Here is a 19,503-nt window from a genome sequence, read left to right as displayed (position 1 = left end):
GTTTATCTCTTTCTCTCTTTATTGAAGAATACCGTAACCTGAAATGCTTGGATCATTGATAAAATAGGTCCTTCTAGCTACTTTATCAGCAGTATTACCTTCGACGGTCTGGATGATATTACCATCTGTAAACTCTACGATCCCAACGTGATCTTTTCCAGTACCACCTCCATTCCAATCAAAGAAAATCAAATCACCTGGTTGTGGATGATAGTTCTCTGAAGCTTTCTTATAGTTCCCTTTTTCAGTTAACCAGTTGATCATTTGTAAACAGTTAGCAGACTTGATTATTTTTTCTTGGTTGAGATACCCTACTTGATCTGCTACCCAACTCACAAAGATCGCACACCACTCTACTCTTCCTTCAAATCCATACCATCGCCAGTACTTCTCTCCTTGGATCGTGCCAATCTCATTGATTGCAGCCTCAAGGAAATCTGAGTTTTCGAGCCATAGATAGTTAGTTACTATAGGAACATAGAACATATTTCCGTAAGCATATCGCCATGAAAATCCATATGCTAACGCAACTGGATGGGTATAAGTAACAGTCTGTCTGTTGCTTTTTTCCCTTGCATATAACTCTGCCTGAAAGAAGCTATATTGGTTATTGGTAGTTGCTAACCAGTTTAAAAAGTCTTCTCCGTAGTTATAGGCTTGAAGAGCCGCACGATCATCAAGATGTAAGTCTCTCGCTTTGCTTAATAATTGGGCAAAATAGTGGGTGCCTCGATCAATTGATAGTTCTGGATCATCGATCGTATTAGGAGACAAACCTTGTGACTCACTAGCCTGCATAATATCAGGGAATCTTTCTGCATCACCACCGGATTCTACTTGGATGATTGCCAAAATCATGTTGACATACTCTGGAATCCCATACTTTTCACAAGCTTCTCGAACAAGATGTTCCCATTGTAAAATCATTTGTCCAGGATTTTTAAGACTTCCTGAGATCGTTCTTGAAGAATGATGTGTAAATCCTTCTATCTCAGAAGGATATTGAAATTCCAGATCAAAAATATAAGCAGATGGATAAATATGTCTGTTTGGCCAGAATGTTCGACGTTCAATGACTTCAACCTTTAAATTTCCTGTGGTTTCTCCTACGATTGTATCGGCATCTACCCACTCACCATTTCTCACTCGGACATTTTTTAATGGAGACAACACAACTCTTTTGCTCAAAGAAGTATTGATAGTGACATAATCATTGCCAGCAGCATGTACTCTTCCTGATCCAGAATTATCGATGCCATAGACAGGCGTGCCAGGCTCAGCCAACAGCTCGATATGATCATGTCTATTTCTGTCATTTGATCCTCGATAGCCATATTTTTGAACAACGATGGCGTCTTGGTTCATGCCAAAAGGACTTTGCAAAAATACTTTATTCTCAAATCGGTCCAATTCTTGGATCGGTCCAAACTTATCTAGTTCTTCCTCTGTCAGCGTATCTGAATTTTCATCAATAAACTGACTGATTGTTTTGATCTCAATATTGATCAACGCCACTTTTATCGTACGATGCGTTGGACGATCTTCTTCATTACGAGGGGTAGCGGGTTGGTCCCCATTTAGAGTGTCATTCGTTTGATTTTCTTCGGAATCATTCGGTTCTGCTTCTGAGTCCTCATCTTCTTCTGAATCATCCGCTTCTTCTTCTGAGTCCTCATCTTCTTCTGAATCATCCGGTTCTTCTTCTAAGTCCTCATCTTCTTCCGAATCATCCGCTTCTTCTGAGTCCTCATCTTCTTCTGAATCATCCGGTTCTTCTTCTGGATCCTCATCATCTTCTGAATCATCTGCTTCTTCTTCCGAGTCCTCATCTTCTTCTGAATCATCCGCTTCTTCTTCTGAGTCCTCGTCGTCTTCCGAACCATCAGCTTCTTCTGATTCATCAGCTTCTTCAGAGTCTTCCGATCCATCCTCTTCTGGATCAGTCTCATCAGGATAAATAATTGGTACTTCTCTTGTTTCGATTTTCGTTGTGTAACTAAAGGTATACCCATGGATTCCTTCTACTTCTCCACGAACTCTTGTTGCACCAAAGATATTGCTACTCGCTGAGATACGTTTACTGATGTTATAATCTTCATATTTTGCATTCAGGTAATAGAGGTACGTATCTGCATCAGAGCTATAGATAAAATTGTTATCTGGTCTTGCAACACCATTTACAACAAAATATACTTCTTCAATTTCAGAATTTTCTGAAAAATCTTCAAAAACTTGTTGCACTTCTTTGTTCTTTCTGGCATCCAAAAGTGTGACATGCTCATACGCCTCTGCTAATGCCATATCTTCCGTTTTTATAGTAAATATACTAGCGATAAAATTAAAGATGGCGATAATCACGACGATAACGACGATGACGACCGCCAAGATCATCATTACTTTGACGGACAACAACATGAGGATCAGTTTGAGAATAATAAATAAGACTAAAAGAACTCCAAGAATATTCAATTCGCCATCTTTGTTCCTGCCAACTGTGTCTATGGCCGTTTGTGCCAGATTTTTTTTCAGTTTGGGTTTGAATTTTTTTTTCGATGGCATTTTTGTTTGCTTTTTTAATCGTTTAACTTTGTTGGAGTTACTTAACACTTGATGTTTACGTTCAAGTTTGTCTTTGATGCCGAATAGTTTCTCTTCAAGCTTCTTTGCTCTGGTCTGCTTATTCGTAGTAAGTGTATTCTTTATGCCAGATAGATTGAGAACATTTTTACCTAGTTTTTCTTGTTTCTTATGATAGAATTTTTTTGATCCTAATTTTTGTTTATTGATTTTTTCAGTAGAGAGCTGACTTCGCTGATTCGTCCCACTATGATTGGGTGAAGTTTGTCTTTTTTTTATTCCTAAAAGCGCATGATTGATTTCTTTAGGAGAGCGATGTTTATTCTTTATGAAATAGGCCTTTTCTCTTGTGGTACTATGTTGTTTGTTACTATTGATTTTGTTTAACTTTTTTTTATTTGTTATAAGATGACGCTTTTTAAAATGACTAGCATATGGTTTTTTGCTTGTTGCGCCTTTACTTAATGGCTCTTTTCTTGACTGGCTATTCACCATATGTTGTTTGAAATCAACGATATTTCTATTTTTCGGCTGTAAGCTATCTCTTTTTTTTCTCGCTAATTTTTGTTGACGTTTTTTGAATCGGAGTCGTTTTTTCAGTGCTTTCTTTTTTTGCTCTTTCGTACTGACACGTTTCAATTTGATCGATAACAGATCTTGCTGCTTGTTGTTTTCTTGTTTATTCCCCTCGTATGTTTCATTCATAATCTTGCTTTGTTTTTACCTCTTCACCAGGTTTAGTTGTCATGATTTGATAGAGTTTCGTCTCTTTAGGCAGTCGGTCTTCAAATGGAATGATCGTGTCCCCAAACACCATCAAACCAGTACCTTCACTCCCATTTAAAACATACTTTTCCTGCTCTTCCGATATATCGAATAAACGAGTCAACTCTGAGCGATCAGATTTTGCTTGATTGAACATGACAACGAAATCGCTATTAGAAAGCATTCTTCTGGCTAGATCCGACAATAATAGCGTCTCGACATTTTGGGTGATCCCTGTCGGTATAGCCCCCCATTTTCTTGCTCTACTCCACAATTCAAAGAAATAATTTTCTGAATATTCATTTGTAAAGAGCAACTGTAATTCATCTATATATAACCATGTACGGATTCCTGATTCTCGATTTAATGTGATTCGATTCCAAATTTGATCTAAAACGACCAACATTCCGAATGGTTTGAGTTGTTTCCCTAAATCTTTGATGTCGAAAATGACCAAACGTTTATTTAAATCCACGTTCGTTTGTTTGGAAAATAGCGCTAGACTACCTTCTGTATAAAGTTCCAATTCAATCGCCAATTGCTTTGCCTCTTCTTCTGGCTGTGCATTTAGCGCCGTATAAAAATCTTTTAATGTCGGCAACTGTGTCTGTTCTTGGTAAATTTTTCGGCATACTCGGTCGATGATCGTCTTTTGTTGGGAAGATAGCCCTAAAATCCCCCCCGTGATCAACTCACAAAGTGAAATCAAAAACTGTGTTTTTAAAGCGATCGGGTCTGCATCATCGCCATAGTTACTATTGATATCCATCGGATTGATGCAGGTGTTTGAATTACCAGCCAACCGAACCATTTGACCATCAAATTCCGAGCAAATATGCTGATATTCTGATTCAGGATCAATGACGATCACTTCGTCTTTGGCGTTTCTCAGTAAAACATTGACGATTTCCCGTTTGACAGAGAAACTCTTACCTGATCCTGGTGTGCCCAAGACAAACCCATTGGGCGCCATTAGTTTTTTCCGATCAAGAATCGTCAGATTTTTTGTCACAGAATTGATCCCATAATAATTGCCATTCTCATGAAGCATTTCAGAAATCGAAAATGGCATCAACGCCGAAACCGCAGAAGTTGCCAATAAGCGATTTAAAGGAACATGATTCTTTCCTATTGGTAATATTGTATTTAAAGCAAATTTTTGTAAATACGCTAGTTCAATGATCGTGCAACCAAATCTTCGCCCTACCGACTTGATTTTACTCGCGATTTTATTTAAGTTATCCTGATCCTCTGCGGAGAAATTGATCAACACAGTTACTTCAAATAGTTTCTGGCTTTTACTTTGTAATGAATCTAAAAGCTCTTTTGCTTCATCCAGGGAATAAGTCAGGTCATAGGGTAGCATGTCATAATCGTACCCACTATTTAAGGCTTTTCGCTGTTCATCCACTTTTTGCTGATCCATGTAAGCCATTTTAGTCTTTACTAAGTCGAAACTGCTTGCCATCGGTATCGGCCTGCAACTAACCGTAAGAGTGATTTCTTCATCGATCTCCATAAGACCTGTTAAGCATTCATCAGATAGTTCGGCAGGGTAACCATTCAAATAGAGGGTCTGATTTAGTTTGTCATCGATCTTGATCAGGCGCTTATCTAATTTGAGATCGACTTGTTTCGGTAGTAATGTATGATTCTCATTATTTATGATTTGACCGATCAATTCTTTCCGTTCTTCCCCTTTTAAAATATGGATAGTCGAACCAATTTTTCGAGCGAATAGATCCAATTGATCGGCAATCAAGAATAACTCTCTTTCCGCAAATTCCTGATTCTCATGTTTTTGAGTAAACGTAATAAAAATTTTCTTTTCAAACGCATTCTTCTTTTCGTTGATTTTCGCTGTTAGATAGTCATTCATTTCTTGGCGGTACTTATCATCATATTGTTCATTTTTTTCTTTAAACAGCACATGAGTCAATTCTTCGACTGTTTTTTTCTTTTTTACTAACGTGACTTTGTAATCAATGGAAGCTTCCAAAGAATTTAGGAACTCACAATATTTAATGAATATCTGCATACGTTGTTCTTCGGAACAAAGTTGATAACTGATATCGTCAATATGGATCGTTATTGAGTATTCATTCTCAGTAATTAAACAAATACCGTTATCATAGATTTCTTCATAAAGTAAAAAAGATTTTTTTTCTTCTTGCATATTTTTTTTATTCTTGTTTTGCCTGAAGTTCACCTTCATGAAATTGGGACGTATCAGATTCTTCATAAACAACTACTCCTTGATCAAAATGGTAAATAAAATAGTATTTCAAATAGCGTTCAAAAGGCAGTCCCTCTTTTTTTAGCCACCCAAAAGCGACGATTGGCATTGAAACGAGAATCATCAGCCAACTGATCACGTCCATGGAGTAACCAAAAAAGCGCACAAACACAAAACTGATCACGATGTTAGCCAACACCGCCACAGACAGAAAGCCTAATTGTCGTACGCTCATACCTGCTACGATCCGTTCTTTATATTCACGTACATCTTTATGGACTTTGACTTCAATTGCCATTGCTTTTATTCCTTTCTATGAGGCGGATACAATCATTTTCGCCCATCCTTTTGTCTTATTTATTGCAAACATCAAAGCAATCATGTAAATCGTCAAACCAAAAATCAGCGACCACATGCCACTCCTATGACTATTTAAGAAATTCACAAAAATCAAAGGATAAATGGTCAATACTAATGCGATCATTACAGCATGTAAGGAGGAAGCTGCAAAATTCTTGAAAAATCCTTTTGCCATCGATGAAAACTCTTGATGGGGTAATGCCGCCATCGAAATAGGAGCAATCGCACTGAATATATATAATTCAAAAAATCTTATATAAACGATGACATTGATAAAGACCCCTACTACTAAAGAAACTAAAAATAGAACAACAAAAATCATTAATACGACCATTACTTCCCACCACGAAAGATTGCTTACTGCTGAATTGACTACATTGCGATAAGAACTTAAAAAATCATCTCTATTTAGGGCCATTATTTGCCCTGCTAACATTGCCCCTAATGCGACAATGGCATCGAGAATCACTTGGATTCTTAAGATGACAATATAACAAATAATAAATTTTACAAATGCTTTCATGATCATTTCAAATCCCAAAGTTGGAGCACCACCTGCATTCTCTACTTTTAAAGAAATTTTTTGAAATTCAAATAAGATGAATATCGCTAGTATTGAAAATGCAACTGGAGCTATGATCGTTTGTTGGATGATTCCTGCTACTCGATAGGCATCTGCCATGTAATCTTGCAAACCACGGCTTAAGGTTTCTGCAATATTGTCCCCATTCAAATATTCCATCATTCGATCAAATAGCATCATTATCGCTGAGCGCACTGATTAACCTTCTTTCTATAAAAAATTTTCTACCTACTTAAAAGTGAGCCGACATCAAATGCGGTCACGAACCAAACTGCGGCAACTAAAATCAATGCACCGCCGACGACTTGCCAGATCCCTTGTTGTAGTTGCGGGCCATTTTTATCTTTTAACGCACCAGCTAAGATCACGGTTCCCCAAATGATCCATAATCCTCCGCCAACCATCGTAAATCTTGAAATCAAATTAAATACATCCTGTAATAATTGTTGATTATTGTTCATTTCTATCCATTCTCCTCTTCGTTTTTCGGTGATTGATTTCGTTCGTACCAATTCTCTGGAGCCACATCTCCGAGTTTTTTATAATTTTTATGTTTGGTAATATCATATTTTTCTGATATAAACGGAACTATTCCACGAATCTTCAAAATCGCTTTTGTTCCACTTAGGTTCGCCACTTCATCTACATCCAATAAATTTCGACCCATTTTTTGATAGTTCTCACTGTAGTTCCCATTACTACCTTTGGTGATACTGATGTTCTTGTGCTGGATCGTTTTCTTCCCTAGTAATTTGGAGATATACTCATGCGTACTTAACTCCATTCCACCTAAATACAGAAAAACGTCACTGGTCCCGATGATTGTTTCCCAAGTATCTTTATATAAATTTTTAAGCTGACTGATGTTTTGTAAGATCACATTGACCGATATCTCGCGACTTCGAATCACTGAAATCACTTTTTCAAAGTCTGGAATCTGTCCAATATTGGCAAATTCATCTAAGACACATCGCACATGATGTGGTAGACGACCTTTGTAGACATTGTCTGCTTTGTACACTAAACTATCGAATAATTGTTGGTACAACATACTTGCTAAGAAATTGAAACTCGTATCTGTATCTGATAATAAAATATAGATGATCGTTTTTTTGTCACCCACAGTGTCAAGTGCTAAAGTATCTTTACTCACGATTTTTTTGATGTTCGGAATATCAAAAGGCGATAATCGCACTCCTAAGCTGACTAAAATACTTTTTGCGGTGCGATCCCCCGCTAGTTTGAAAATTTTGTATTGCGCGACTGCAAAGTTGGCAGGATCTTTTTCTTCAAGTTCATTGAAAATCACATCCAGTGGGGAAACATAATCAGGCACATCCTCTGGACAGTTTGCTAAGCGGACCATTTCAACGACGTTTGTCAATGTTTGATCTTCCTCATCAACTTCTTGTAAAAGATAACTAAACGTAGCCATCAATAAGGCCGTTTCAGCTTTTTCCCAAAAATCATCGCCACCCTTTTTTTCAGGATCTGAAGTATTTTTGATCAAGTTGTTGACGACTTTTAAAATATCGTCTTCGGTCCGGATGTAAGTAAAAGGATTATAATAATCTGTATTTTCCCGCGTGATCAAGTCAAAAACCTTGATTTCATAACCTGCTTCTTTAAACATCGTTGCTGTTTCACTTAACAAGAGTCCTTTAGAATCACTGACGACATAAGAGGAATGCAGTTGCATCAAATTAGGTTTCACATAGAATCTTGTTTTACCTGACCCGGCTCCTCCTACTACGATCACATTCTTATTCCGATTAAAGTTATTAGATTTAGTGATCTTCATACGACCAGACATAGACAGCGATTCACTTTTTGTGAGAATGATATTGTTGTCTTTTTTTTTATCCATCATCGGCTTGATGTCTTTTTTGTTGCCCCATCTGGCACTTCCATATTCAAACTCTGTATGTTTCGGCATACCTGAGTGATACAAGATACCAAGAGCAAGCCCCCCCACGATTGTCAATGTACCAATGATACTTGCTAAACTATAACTAAAGTCAAACTCAAAGCGACTGACTTCTAGTCCAAATTGATCGATTGTGCGAACCAAGACTTGTGCGATATCTTCTGTCTGTTGTCGGAAATTCTCGTAAATTAGGATGGTCCGATTTGCCGTATACGCGAATACAAGAAATAAAAATAGTAAAAGTAATTTATAATACCAAGTCTTTGAGTTTTTCAACTTGCCCTCCTAAACGACATAAGTGATCTTTGTTATTATCTAAAATCTGTAACGAGCAAGTCTGAAACGATGTCCATCGTTCGGTCAATATCTGCTTTTTCTGGTAGATAAAACATTTTGGTTTTATCACCAACTTGATACGGAAATGGTAGTATATTTGTCACTAATATATCTACGTCAAGTGGATTTTCAATGGTTTCCAATTGTTCCTGGTACATGATGCTTGCTCTGGTGTGTAGATATCTTTCAATAATTTCATTTAAAGCAAAATCCGTTAAAAATCCCCGTTTCAATGCAACAACAACTGTACTTAAAACTTCACATGCCTTGTTCGTATATAAGAAAAGTAATAAGTCAGAAGTAAATGATGAAGCACACCTTTTTTGCAGGAAATTCTTTTGGATCGCTTTATTTCTTTTGATGACTGTATTCATTTCTTTATATAGTCGCCGGTTGATTGAATCAATCAGTATCGCCGATTCTTCATCGTTATATGAAAAATCAATTTCAAGTTCCTGTTTGATTTTCTCTTGAAATAAAAAGCAATTGACAATTGAATACAGTTGCTCATTATCAACTTGGATCCGATTCCCCAGAACACTCTTGAGATCTAAAACCAAATGTTTGACTGTCTCAGAAAAACCAAAGTATTCTGCAAATCCTTTATTGTGTTTTTCAATCTCTGTGTAATAACATTCATGTAAATGGATCATACAAGCTATAAAACAACATTCTTCAAAAATGACTTCTTTAGAGTAGGTCTTGAAACAATCTAATTGAATAAATTCAACGAATAATTGATTCGTTAAGGGATTGTTTCTAAACCAATCTAACAATCGCGACTGGATATATAATTTGTCTTTTCCAAACCGGATAAAAGTTAAAGCAAGTATTTTCTTTGTGATTGATTGGGAAACATCCGAACATAACGCCAAAACGATTTTGGTTATTTCTTCCATTTCATTTTTATAGGGGCAATAATCTTCGATTTCTAGATATGCTGATTTAATGTAAAGATCAATAAACAGTTTTCTGATTCTGATTTCTTTCCCTATAAATTCAACCGGTGAAAGTTTTAAATTCAAACCATATTGATGGCAGATTTTCTTTAGCTTTCGCATTTTTTGGATCACTGTTTTCTCACAGTAGTGTAATTCCCAGCTCCAATCGATCACCTGCTTCAGTTCACCTGTAAGGATACTTGTTGTCACTTTTACTAAGTCTTCATTCATGTAATAAGATTTTTTTTTCTCGAATAACTTAAAATGGTTCAATACAAACATGCTGACCCCTTTATAGGAAGTCAATATTTCAATTGTGTCGGAAAATTCATCTTGAATCGTTTTTAAATCATTGGTAATCGTTCTTCTAGTTACTTTGAGACTTTTTGCAAGATATTGAACGGTCACATTTTTTCTTCTCTCTAAAGTATTCAAGATAAATACGACACGTTTTTTGTAATCATTCGATATTAATCGTTCAAGAATCTCTTCCACTTACCTTCCCCCTTTCACATAACAACTTCACTATAAACAATATGTTTTTTTATTTCGAGGTATTGTATTTCCCGACTTAGAGAAAAAAATTTCTTTAGAAGACGAAGTTTTTTTAAAGTTTTTTTATAGATCTTAGATTTGAGAGATAACAAGAAAAAAGAGGCTATACAAATTGTATAGCCTCTCTAAGGCGTAATTAATAACGATATACCACTGTTTTTATTTATCTACAATAAATGGCCCTCTGATGCTTTTAAGCTTTCTACAAAAAAGTTATTCTATTAGAATCCTAAAATAATCCAAAAGGCTAAAAGACTTTTAAAAGTTATTTAATTCTAAATAAACTAGCTGCACTATCTGGCGCCCAAGATGGATCACCATAATTAAAATGAGTCACTAATGTTGTATACAGTTTCCCCTCATGGAAGATGATTTCATCTTTTGTGTACAACACAGGATTAGTTAAACTTCCTAATTCAAATTGACGATGTTCACTTGGTGGCGCAATTTCATTTGTTTTTGTTGAAATCACTAAACGGTTGCTGTCCTCTGATCGAATAGAATCATTACTCACTGCTCTGATTGTATACGTATACTGAGTCCCAGCATTCAATCCAGTATCTAGATAAGTTGTATTTGCAGTTTGACCAACTAATTGGCCATCTCTATAGATTTCATATGTTTTGATTCCTGCAGAGTGGCTAGAAGGATTCCACATCAATGAGATTGAGTTCACTGTTTCTCCCATTGAATGTAAGTTACCTGGTCTTGTTGGCACTTCTACTTCGTTATCTGCTAACGTTGTTACCTGAAGCGCATCACTTTTTTCAGATACTTGTCCGGTAAACGATACTGCTTCGATTTCGTACTTGTACGTGGTATTTGCTGTTAATTGATTATCTTGATAGTTGTTCGCAGAAGTTGTAGTAATCAGTTGACCATCACGATACACATTGTATTTTTCAGCAGCTGCTTGTGCATCCCAAGAAAGTGAAACTGACTGTTTTGTCGTATTCACTGCTCTGACATTTGTTGGTTTATTTGGTACGACTGGTATTGCTCCATTACTTTTGATATTCGCATCAATCACATTGTAAAAGGCATTCGCAGTATCACTAATATCCCAAATTGCTAAAATAACGTGATACCCCATTCGGTCTTCTGGAATATTGACTGTGTGCGTTGCGCTAATATTCGCAGAAGATTGTCCGCCACCATCGATTTCCGATAATAGTTCTAGATCTTCTCTCGCAAGTGGTTTGTTTTGATCCCAACCATTTTTCGTGATGTAGTAATGATATTTCGCAGTCCGGTGATTTGCCGTAAAATGCCAAGTGAAATTATTAGGACCAGTACTGATATCTTGCTTTGTCCATAAAGTTGCTGTTTGTTGATCTAACTGAAAACCTAATGCGCCATTTGCAGAAGCAATTCGTCCATCCGCTGGTCCTGCTGCTGGGAAGCCTTTCAATGCTTCTAAAGATTGTGGCTCATTGATCACTGCCCCATACTTCTGAAATGCTGCAGTCCAGTTGGTGCGAGCATCTAATGACCCTTGGTATCCTCGACTAATTGGCTCCCTTACATACCCATGTGCAGAAACATCTTTTGTAGCACCAAAAATTATTCCTCCTAGACTTAAAACCAATACCACACTACCCAATAATCTTTTTTTCATATCATACCTTCCTTCCAATATTTTTTTGTTACATTATTTTTATAACATAATAACTTATTTAAAAATAGCGACCTTATATTGTTCAATTAATCACAATATAGTGTATTGGATAAAAATAAATACTTATATATAGATATTTATATATTGTGAAAAACAAAACTATTATTCAGTTATTGTTCATTTAAACCAAGAGATGATAAACAGATTTGGCAAATAAATTCGATTCATCGTATCTGATTATGTTATTTAGTCAATCGGTGGTCAAAATTTGTACGTATTTACGATGACTTTATTAAAATACGATCCCAACCTCGTCCATGAATCCTTATCTGAGATATGCTTAAAATAAAATAAATCTTTATCTTCGTATCCATGGGTATCCGAAATAACGATATCAGCATGATGATACGATTCTACGATTTTTATTCGTTTATTATTGTAGTAATGTGTAATAACATTTTCGACTATATTTTTAGATTCTGGAAGGTTAAAAAATTCCACATAAACTTTATGTTCAGATTTAAGACTGTTGGAGGCTAAGCTTCCTAAAATGACTTGCACAAAACTATTTTTGATGTGATTGTAAGAAGACTCATTTTGGTAAGATTTTAAGTTTTTATCGATGCAACGCTCTATATAGGACCCATAACGATTTGTTGGTAGTGCATCATGGTATATAGGCATAAATTTATATAATTCCAAATGATGGATAGTGACTAATTTGTTTGTCAAATAATAGAGTAATTGATAAAAAATCGTTTCTGGTATATGAAAGTAATCAATCATGCACATAAGTAATTTTTTACATTTGGTGACGATCGAATTCTTCTTTAGATCCCCTAGCTTTCTCCCCAGTTCTTCTTTTTCTTCTTTCTTATTTAAATCTTGTGCAAAATAGTTGGATAGAAAGGCGAAATGGATACATTCATTTCGTGAATTTGTTCCATCTATCATCTTTTTGACAGTCAGCTTTTCTAAACACGCATCCATCTCCTCCTTATAGACTGTTTCTCCTAGCTCTACGAGTTCTGAGGGTAGATCATGGATTTGGTACCCGTTTTTCAATGATATCAAACAGACCGCTAATAAATAGTTGATACGCTTTTTCCCAAGCGGAGATAAATTTTCGTAATGATCAAAGTTGATTGACAACCGGAAATCGATCACTTCTTCTTGAGTAATCGTTTTGAACAGCCAATAGTTTCCTTTTGAAATGACAGCAATCCCCAGATAATGCAACATACGTATAGTAGATTCACTACCTGTTAATTCAATCAATGTTTCATTGATCTTCATCAATCGAATATCGATTTTTAATAATTGAAACAATTCTTTCAACTTTCCTAAAAGTTTGTATACATGTGACTCACTATAGATTAGATATTTTGCAATATCTGAAACACTGAATTTCCTTTTTTCCAACACATATAACAATGTCTGATATAAATTTGATTCTGCAAAATATCTTTCTTGGAAAATATTGATCAATTCGAGATATTCCGTATCGGTTAGTTGTGGCATACAGCGCAATTCATCTTTATCTAGAATCAAAGAGGTGTGCGTTTTTTTTGAGAATCCGATTTCTTCATATTCTCTCATCAAATTTTGAAGTATCTTTCTTGCTTGTCTTTTTGTTAGATCCATTTCATCTTCCAGCTTTTTTATTGAGACTGCTCCATGTTTCATTTCTTTTAATACCTTCATTTGTAAAAATTGTGTTTTTGTAATGAATAATAATATTAATTTATCTGGCAGCATATTTATTTTCTCCTCAATCTATAGTTGAAATGTAAAATTCAAATAGTATAACATCACCTCAATCTTTCCTTGTCATTTTTAAATAGAAAAAATATTCTTACTATTCAGAAAACAAAAGATACTTGTTGATTTATAGTAATTATTTGACATGAGAACGGTGTAAACCTTCGTTCACTTTTAAGTGATAACCTAAAATAACTATTATAAAAAAACAAGTACAATTTAATATTAGAATATTTCTTCATAAAATTCCAATAATTATATTCTTGAATTTATTTTATTCCAATAAATTTAAGAGAAATTTATTGATTTATTTGCATGCGATACCTAGCAAAAAACTGAAGAACCCACGAGTTGCCTCGTTTGATCCTCCAGTTGCTTGACAAATATTGCTTAAAATCATTTCAGTTAGTGCCTATAATTTATTTCGATGATTCGTTTGACTATCCTACATTATGTATCAATCTTACATGGTGGAAGTGTTAAAAGATCAAGCAGGATAGTCAGTCATTTTGTTGATTTAACCATACATCTTTTCTTATCCGAATGGCACACTTGAGTGATGTAACTGAATTTTTAAGTCGCCATCCTCATCCATGATATAACCAAATGTGTATTCAACTTTGACTTCTTCGTTGGTTTCCCCAGAAGTAAAATAATAGACACCTGAAGAAATCGCTGTATCACCGTTCAAGATCGTATCATGATTATCAAAGCGGATATCTGTCCAAGGCTCTAAGGCAAATCCACCATCTTCTGCGATGTCCCCACCAACAAAATAAGATAGTGCTTCATCTTTTGTTCCACGAAATGGTACTTCCGCAGCTTTCGTTGGTTTGAAGAGCACTTGACCGTCATCGTAAGCATATAGATTTTCCAGTGTCTCAAGCGCTTTTTCTTCGGCTTTTTCGTCACTTTCCAAGCTAGCTTCACCAATCGCAATAATATTCTCTGCCCATTCTTGTTGTGCTTCTTCTACATCCGAAAGGGTAATGACCGGTGTTTCCTTCTGTGACTCATTTGTTGTACTAGTTGTATCTTCTCCTTGGGCAGATGTAGCGCATCCAGCCATTGTTAAAACTAAAGTTGATAAAAGTAATGTTTTTTTAATCATATAATTCCTCCTCTATAATTAAATTTTAACAGAAAACTCTTTTATTTAAAACTAAAAATATAACATACTTAAAATAAAATAAATAAATTAAACGTGTTATAATTACTTAATTTAAACATATACATATTAAAAAAAATCATAATAAAATAACTGATTTATTTTTATTTTCATAAGGCTACTTATTATTTTTTTAGTCAAGAATATTAATCTCTATGTATCCAAGAATAATTTCTTGTAATGTTATAAACAATTGACAAGCTTTTTTCTTACACACCTTCTTTCTCAAAAAGCTGCTTACCCTTATTTTATTGCAAAAAAAAGAGTGGATTTCTCCACTCTATAAAAGCCTAACTTTTTGAGGTCACTACACATCGCGATTGGTTTCAACGCTTTTTGCTTATTTTATATTTTTATTGGCAGGGTTTTTCATACGCATTTTCCCATCTTGGCACATATCCAGTAAAGGACATACTTCACAACGTGGGCTTCTAGCAGTACAATGATACCGCCCAAAGAAAATCAATGTATGATGCGTTTTTACCCATAGATCTTCTGGTACCTTTTTCATCAATGTTTGTTCAACCTCTTGTACTGAAGCATCCAATTTGCAGATCCTCAATCGTTTTGTCACACGTTCTACGTGAGTATCGACTGCTATAGCTGGTACTCCAAACGCATCTCCAAGCACGACATTCGCTGTTTTTCTACCTACACCAGGTAGTGAAACAAGCTCTTCTCTTGTTTGAGGAACCTGTCCTCCAAACTGATCAAGCAGCTGTTGCGCACATGCTTTGATGTTTTTGGCTTTATTTCGATACAATCCAATTGTTTTTATCTTAGGAATGATCTCTTCTAATGGAGCTTTGGCTAACGCCTCAGGAGTTGGAAAAGCTTCAAATAGAGCAGGTGTTGCCTTGTTGACCGAAACATCTGTCGCTTGTGCGCTTAAAATGACTGCAATCAATAATTCATAAGGATTTTTATGTTGTAATTCTCCATGCGCTTCTGGAAACATCTCATACATTTTCTCAAAAGCTTCCATTGTACGTTGTTTACCTAACATATTACTCCCATTCTTCCAGCCAATTCTTTAATGATACTTTTGGCAGCTCTTCTTGTTGGGCTGGCTGATCGATTTCTTTTTGAAGCAGTTGCTGCTTTCTGCGTTTTTGATCTTCTTCTACTTGCTGTTTGGTTTTTAAATTTTTCCGTTCCCAAGATAATAAGATACGGTCGATATAATTGAAACTATACGCTTGGTTCAATACAGCCTCCCGTAAAGCTAGTTTCAAAATCTCAGGATGATAATGATCCTCTTCCAACCACTGTCCGATCCGTTGGAATTCAATAGAGGATAAGGGACGTCCAAACTCTTGTTCAAATAATTGATAGACTGAACGTGTCGTTTTTTCTTGGACTTCTTCTTCTTGCTTTAGAGAGTCTTTTTCTAATAATCTTTCTAAATGCACATACGTTGGTGTCAAATCATAGCGATCCGCTTTACGTCCATCAATAAGTGTCGTTTCGATCGCTATGAAATGACCACTGACCAATCGATTCAAAATTTGAAAAACTTTTTCTTGCTTGACACCCATATTCTGGGAAATATTCATCAGATCCGGGAATGAATCACCTTCTGATTGTGCCATATGCAACTGTAATATAAATAAAAATTCATCTGCTTGTAGGCCGATACGATGATAATTTTTAAGCAAAAGATTGGAAACGATCGTTTGACCAGCTTTTAAATAGTTTTCTAAATTCAACATTATTATCCCTCTCTTTAAAATTAGTATACGTAAAAACAAGATTTGAAGCAAGAAAGGATTATTTGAATTTTTTGAAATGTTTTAGTGATTTTTATATTGCTTTTCACTTTTCGGAATATATGTACATCAGAAGAAAATGCTGCTTGTACTAGGATATGCTCTCCTCTATAAAAAGGTCTCATATCTTTACAAGCAGCTTAGAGAATGACGCGTACGATCGATAGAACGTTTATTATTGTACCTCGTCATCCGTTCGTAGCTCGTATGGTTGTCCTTCATACGTATACTCTGTATTCAATGTTCCATCATTTTCATCGGTATAGATCCGTCGACTAAATGGGAATTGATGATCCTCACCATCTTTTGTTTCATCACCAGATAAAACGAATTCTTCTGCTTGGGTTTCGTTTAATTGATTGATCACTTCTTCTGCTAAAGAATCAATATCGATCGTTTCACTGCCTGTCACCTTTTTGTAATCTTCAATAAAATTATCCTGCTGTACAAAATATTCTTTTTCCATAATGATCCTCCTCTAGTCCAACTCACTACATCTGCTTTGTTGGAAATTAATTACATCTATTATTTTGACAAAAAAAACAAAGGAAAACAACTAATTGCAACTGGTGAAGTCTGCAACAAACCATTCCTGTCTCGTGAGAAATAAAACAAAAAGTGTCAATAAAAAATTTTGACCTTTAAATAGCCGGTTGAGTTCCAAAAAAAAGAACCGTCTGGAAACAATATTGCTTCCAGATGGTTCTTCTATGACACTTTGACAAATTATTGAGCTGTCTCGATTTCTCCTAGAGCTGCTTGTGCAAGAAGATTCAAGTAGTTCCAAGGACGGTCAAAATGAGGTTGGAAGAAGAAGTCAGAAAGAGCTAAGTCTTCAACAGTCATTTTATTTTGAACCGCTAATGACATCGTATTAGCAGATTGAGTGATGTCGTATTTAGACATGAATTGTGCACCTACGATACGATTTGTTCCTTTTTCATATACTAGTTCCATCATGACTTTTTCAGTCGTTGGCATGAATTCTGGACGATAGTTATCTTCGAATAGTGTTGCTTGGACATCCAAGTTATTCATTGGGGCACTTTCTGTTGTCACACCTGTTGAACCGATTGTCCAACCGAATAAGTACAAACCAGAAGTTCCTTGTGTTCCACGGTAAGCCATTTTTTGCTCTGTTAAATTGTTTCCTACTAACAATCCTTGACGGACCGCATTTGTTGCTAAAGGAATGTAGTTTTGCGTACCACTTGGGTTATAATTGACAACTGCTGAATCGCCCGCTGCAAAAATATCTGGATTGCTTGTTTGCATGTACTCATTTACTTTGATTGCGCCATTTGGCAATGTTTCTACTTTACCTTCTACTAATTTTGTATTTGGTCTGAAACCAACACACAAAATAACCATATCCGCATCAAATGTTTGGCTAGCTGTAGTTACTTGTTTTACTTTACCATTCTCATCTGGAATGAACTCAGAAACGTTTTCACCTAAAGCTAAAGTAACTCCACGATCAACCAATTCTTTTTCTAACACATCCGTAAATGGTTTATCAAGATATTTGTTCAAGATACGATCTAAACCATCGATCAATGTCACTTCTTTGCCAGACTCGACAAACGCTTCAACTAATTCGATCCCAATATAACCACCACCAACGATCACTACTTTCTTCGCTTCTTCTGCTTTAGCAATGATTTCGTTTGCTTGGTTATAGTTTTTACATAAAAGAATATTTTCAGATTCGATCCCTTTGATTGGCGGGATGATTGGCCATGAACCAGTAGTCATTACTAATTTGTCATAAGAAACTGTTTCAGTTTCGCCAGTTTTTAAATCTTTCGCTGTGACTTGTTTGTTTTCTGTGTCAACATCAGTGACATCATGTTCCATTTTCACTTTCGCACCTAACGAAGCTAACTCTTCAGGGTTTGAATAGAACAAGCCTGCTGGGTCTTTCACGACGCCTCCAACATACAATGCGATCCCACAAGATAAAAATGAAACATTGTCGTTACGTTCATAAACTGTAACATCTGCTTCTGGGTTGTTTTTTAAGATGCTTTTTACTGCTGCTGTTCCTGCATGGGTACAGCCGATTACTACTACTTTCATGTGTGTCCCTCCGATAAACGATTTGTCCTTTGACAATTTTTACTATAGCAAAATTAAAACGTATCCAACAGTTTTATGCTTGTGAATTCACAAGGTCTTACTTATCATATTTTGCGCATTTTCGATTTGAAACACTGATAAATAAACGTTCTTTTTGTGAATTTTTAAACTAACACCTCTACGCTTGTGAATGAATACGAAATCGCATAAAAAATTGCATAAATATTTTCACCTTTCTTAAAATTGTTAGTGTGTTTTCCTCTTAGTTTCACAGGAGTAGGTATTCCATGTTTTTCTACACGTCACAAATGAAAGACAAAAAAACATCAACAAAGTCATTTGACCTTATCGATGTTTCAGATGTTCGCACGATTTATTTTTTGCAATTCGGACATAGCCCATATAATTCTAAACGATGATCATGGATTTCAAAATCAGTTAAGCGCCCCGCCGCCATTTCAATATCTTCTAGCCCAGGATAATGAAAATCGACGATCGTCTCGCAATTTTGGCAAATCACATGATAATGTCTTTGTGAACTAAAATCAAATCGGCTTGATGCATCACCATATTTCATTTCTTGAACAAACCCGATTGATGTGAACAATCGTAAATTATTGTAAACTGTAGCAACACTCATATTAGGAAAGCGATGCTCAAGCGCCTTGTAGATTTCATCTGCCGTTGGATGTGAACGATGCTCAATCAGATACTCTAAAACTGCGTATCTTTGCGGCGTAATCCGAATATTTTCTTTTTTCAGCTGCTCGATCGCCGCTTCTACTTTTTTATTTTCCATATAAACAAAACCCCACCTTATTGTTCTTT

At 35.7% G+C, this 19,503-nt stretch carries 15 protein-coding genes; all 15 read right to left on the bottom strand.

What is annotated here, in order from left to right; genetic code table 11:
* Window positions 1-18 precede the first annotated feature (18 nt).
* The 15 genes from IGK77_RS06980 to IGK77_RS06910 all read right to left on the bottom strand — a co-directional run bounded on the left by IGK77_RS06980 (window position 19) and on the right by IGK77_RS06910 (window position 19,474).
* A complete protein-coding gene (locus tag IGK77_RS06980) occupies window positions 19-3,282 on the bottom strand; it encodes a lysozyme family protein (protein ID WP_438713116.1) in 3,264 nt (1,087 codons plus the stop codon).
* Window positions 3,275-5,584 carry a VirB4-like conjugal transfer ATPase, CD1110 family gene (locus tag IGK77_RS06975; protein ID WP_074801861.1) on the bottom strand — a complete coding sequence of 770 codons (2,310 nt, stop codon included), beginning with the start codon at window positions 5,582-5,584 and terminating at the stop codon, window positions 3,275-3,277. The genes IGK77_RS06980 and IGK77_RS06975 overlap by 8 nt, the downstream gene beginning before the upstream one ends.
* Window positions 5,526-5,876 (bottom strand): PrgI family protein, encoded by a 351-nt coding sequence (locus tag IGK77_RS06970; RefSeq protein WP_074801864.1) that lies wholly within the window; start codon window positions 5,874-5,876, stop codon window positions 5,526-5,528. The genes IGK77_RS06975 and IGK77_RS06970 overlap by 59 nt, the downstream gene beginning before the upstream one ends.
* Window positions 5,877-5,891: 15 nt before the next feature.
* Window positions 5,892-6,716: a hypothetical protein gene (locus IGK77_RS06965; RefSeq protein ID WP_071867947.1), complete on the bottom strand. Its 825-nt coding sequence runs from the start codon at window positions 6,714-6,716 to the stop codon at window positions 5,892-5,894.
* Window positions 6,717-6,745: 29 nt separating this feature from the next.
* Complete coding sequence (locus tag IGK77_RS06960; RefSeq protein WP_010735554.1) at window positions 6,746-6,982, bottom strand: hypothetical protein; 237 nt, start codon at window positions 6,980-6,982, stop codon at window positions 6,746-6,748.
* A gap of 2 nt (window positions 6,983-6,984) precedes the next feature.
* Window positions 6,985-8,724: a VirD4-like conjugal transfer protein, CD1115 family gene (locus IGK77_RS06955; protein WP_074801867.1), complete on the bottom strand. Its 1,740-nt coding sequence runs from the start codon at window positions 8,722-8,724 to the stop codon at window positions 6,985-6,987.
* 35 nt (window positions 8,725-8,759) lie between these two features.
* Window positions 8,760-10,220, bottom strand: coding sequence for an HTH domain-containing protein (locus tag IGK77_RS06950; RefSeq protein ID WP_081367473.1), 1,461 nt, complete (start codon window positions 10,218-10,220; stop codon window positions 8,760-8,762).
* Window positions 10,221-10,545: 325 nt separating this feature from the next.
* The gene (locus IGK77_RS06945; protein WP_074801870.1) at window positions 10,546-11,898 is read right to left on the bottom strand and encodes a lytic polysaccharide monooxygenase; all 1,353 of its coding nucleotides are present in this window, start codon (window positions 11,896-11,898) and stop codon (window positions 10,546-10,548) included.
* 261 nt (window positions 11,899-12,159) lie between these two features.
* A complete protein-coding gene (locus tag IGK77_RS06940; protein WP_074801873.1) occupies window positions 12,160-13,656 on the bottom strand; it encodes a helix-turn-helix domain-containing protein in 1,497 nt (498 codons plus the stop codon).
* A 538-nt stretch (window positions 13,657-14,194) separates the two neighbouring features.
* Window positions 14,195-14,770 carry a hypothetical protein gene (locus IGK77_RS06935; RefSeq protein ID WP_071867951.1) on the bottom strand — a complete coding sequence of 192 codons (576 nt, stop codon included), beginning with the start codon at window positions 14,768-14,770 and terminating at the stop codon, window positions 14,195-14,197.
* A gap of 397 nt (window positions 14,771-15,167) precedes the next feature.
* Window positions 15,168-15,833, bottom strand: coding sequence for an endonuclease III (gene nth, locus IGK77_RS06930; protein WP_074801876.1), 666 nt, complete (start codon window positions 15,831-15,833; stop codon window positions 15,168-15,170).
* Between the two features lies 1 nt (window position 15,834).
* Window positions 15,835-16,539, bottom strand: a complete 705-nt coding sequence (locus IGK77_RS06925; RefSeq protein ID WP_010735563.1) for a DnaD domain-containing protein — start codon at window positions 16,537-16,539, stop codon at window positions 15,835-15,837.
* Between the two features lie 232 nt (window positions 16,540-16,771).
* Window positions 16,772-17,062 carry a DUF5960 family protein gene (locus IGK77_RS06920; protein WP_071867953.1) on the bottom strand — a complete coding sequence of 97 codons (291 nt, stop codon included), beginning with the start codon at window positions 17,060-17,062 and terminating at the stop codon, window positions 16,772-16,774.
* 260 nt (window positions 17,063-17,322) lie between these two features.
* Entirely contained in the window at window positions 17,323-18,675 is a 1,353-nt protein-coding gene (locus IGK77_RS06915; protein ID WP_010735565.1) for an NADH oxidase, read from the bottom strand.
* A 373-nt stretch (window positions 18,676-19,048) separates the two neighbouring features.
* Window positions 19,049-19,474: a Fur family transcriptional regulator gene (locus tag IGK77_RS06910; protein ID WP_019724202.1), complete on the bottom strand. Its 426-nt coding sequence runs from the start codon at window positions 19,472-19,474 to the stop codon at window positions 19,049-19,051.
* Between the last annotated feature and the right edge of the window lie 29 nt (window positions 19,475-19,503).

The organism is Enterococcus sp. DIV0806c, assembly GCF_051710905.1.
GTDB classification, from domain to species: domain Bacteria; phylum Bacillota; class Bacilli; order Lactobacillales; family Enterococcaceae; genus Enterococcus_B; species Enterococcus_B mundtii.
This window is presented reverse-complemented; position numbering and strand designations above follow the sequence as displayed.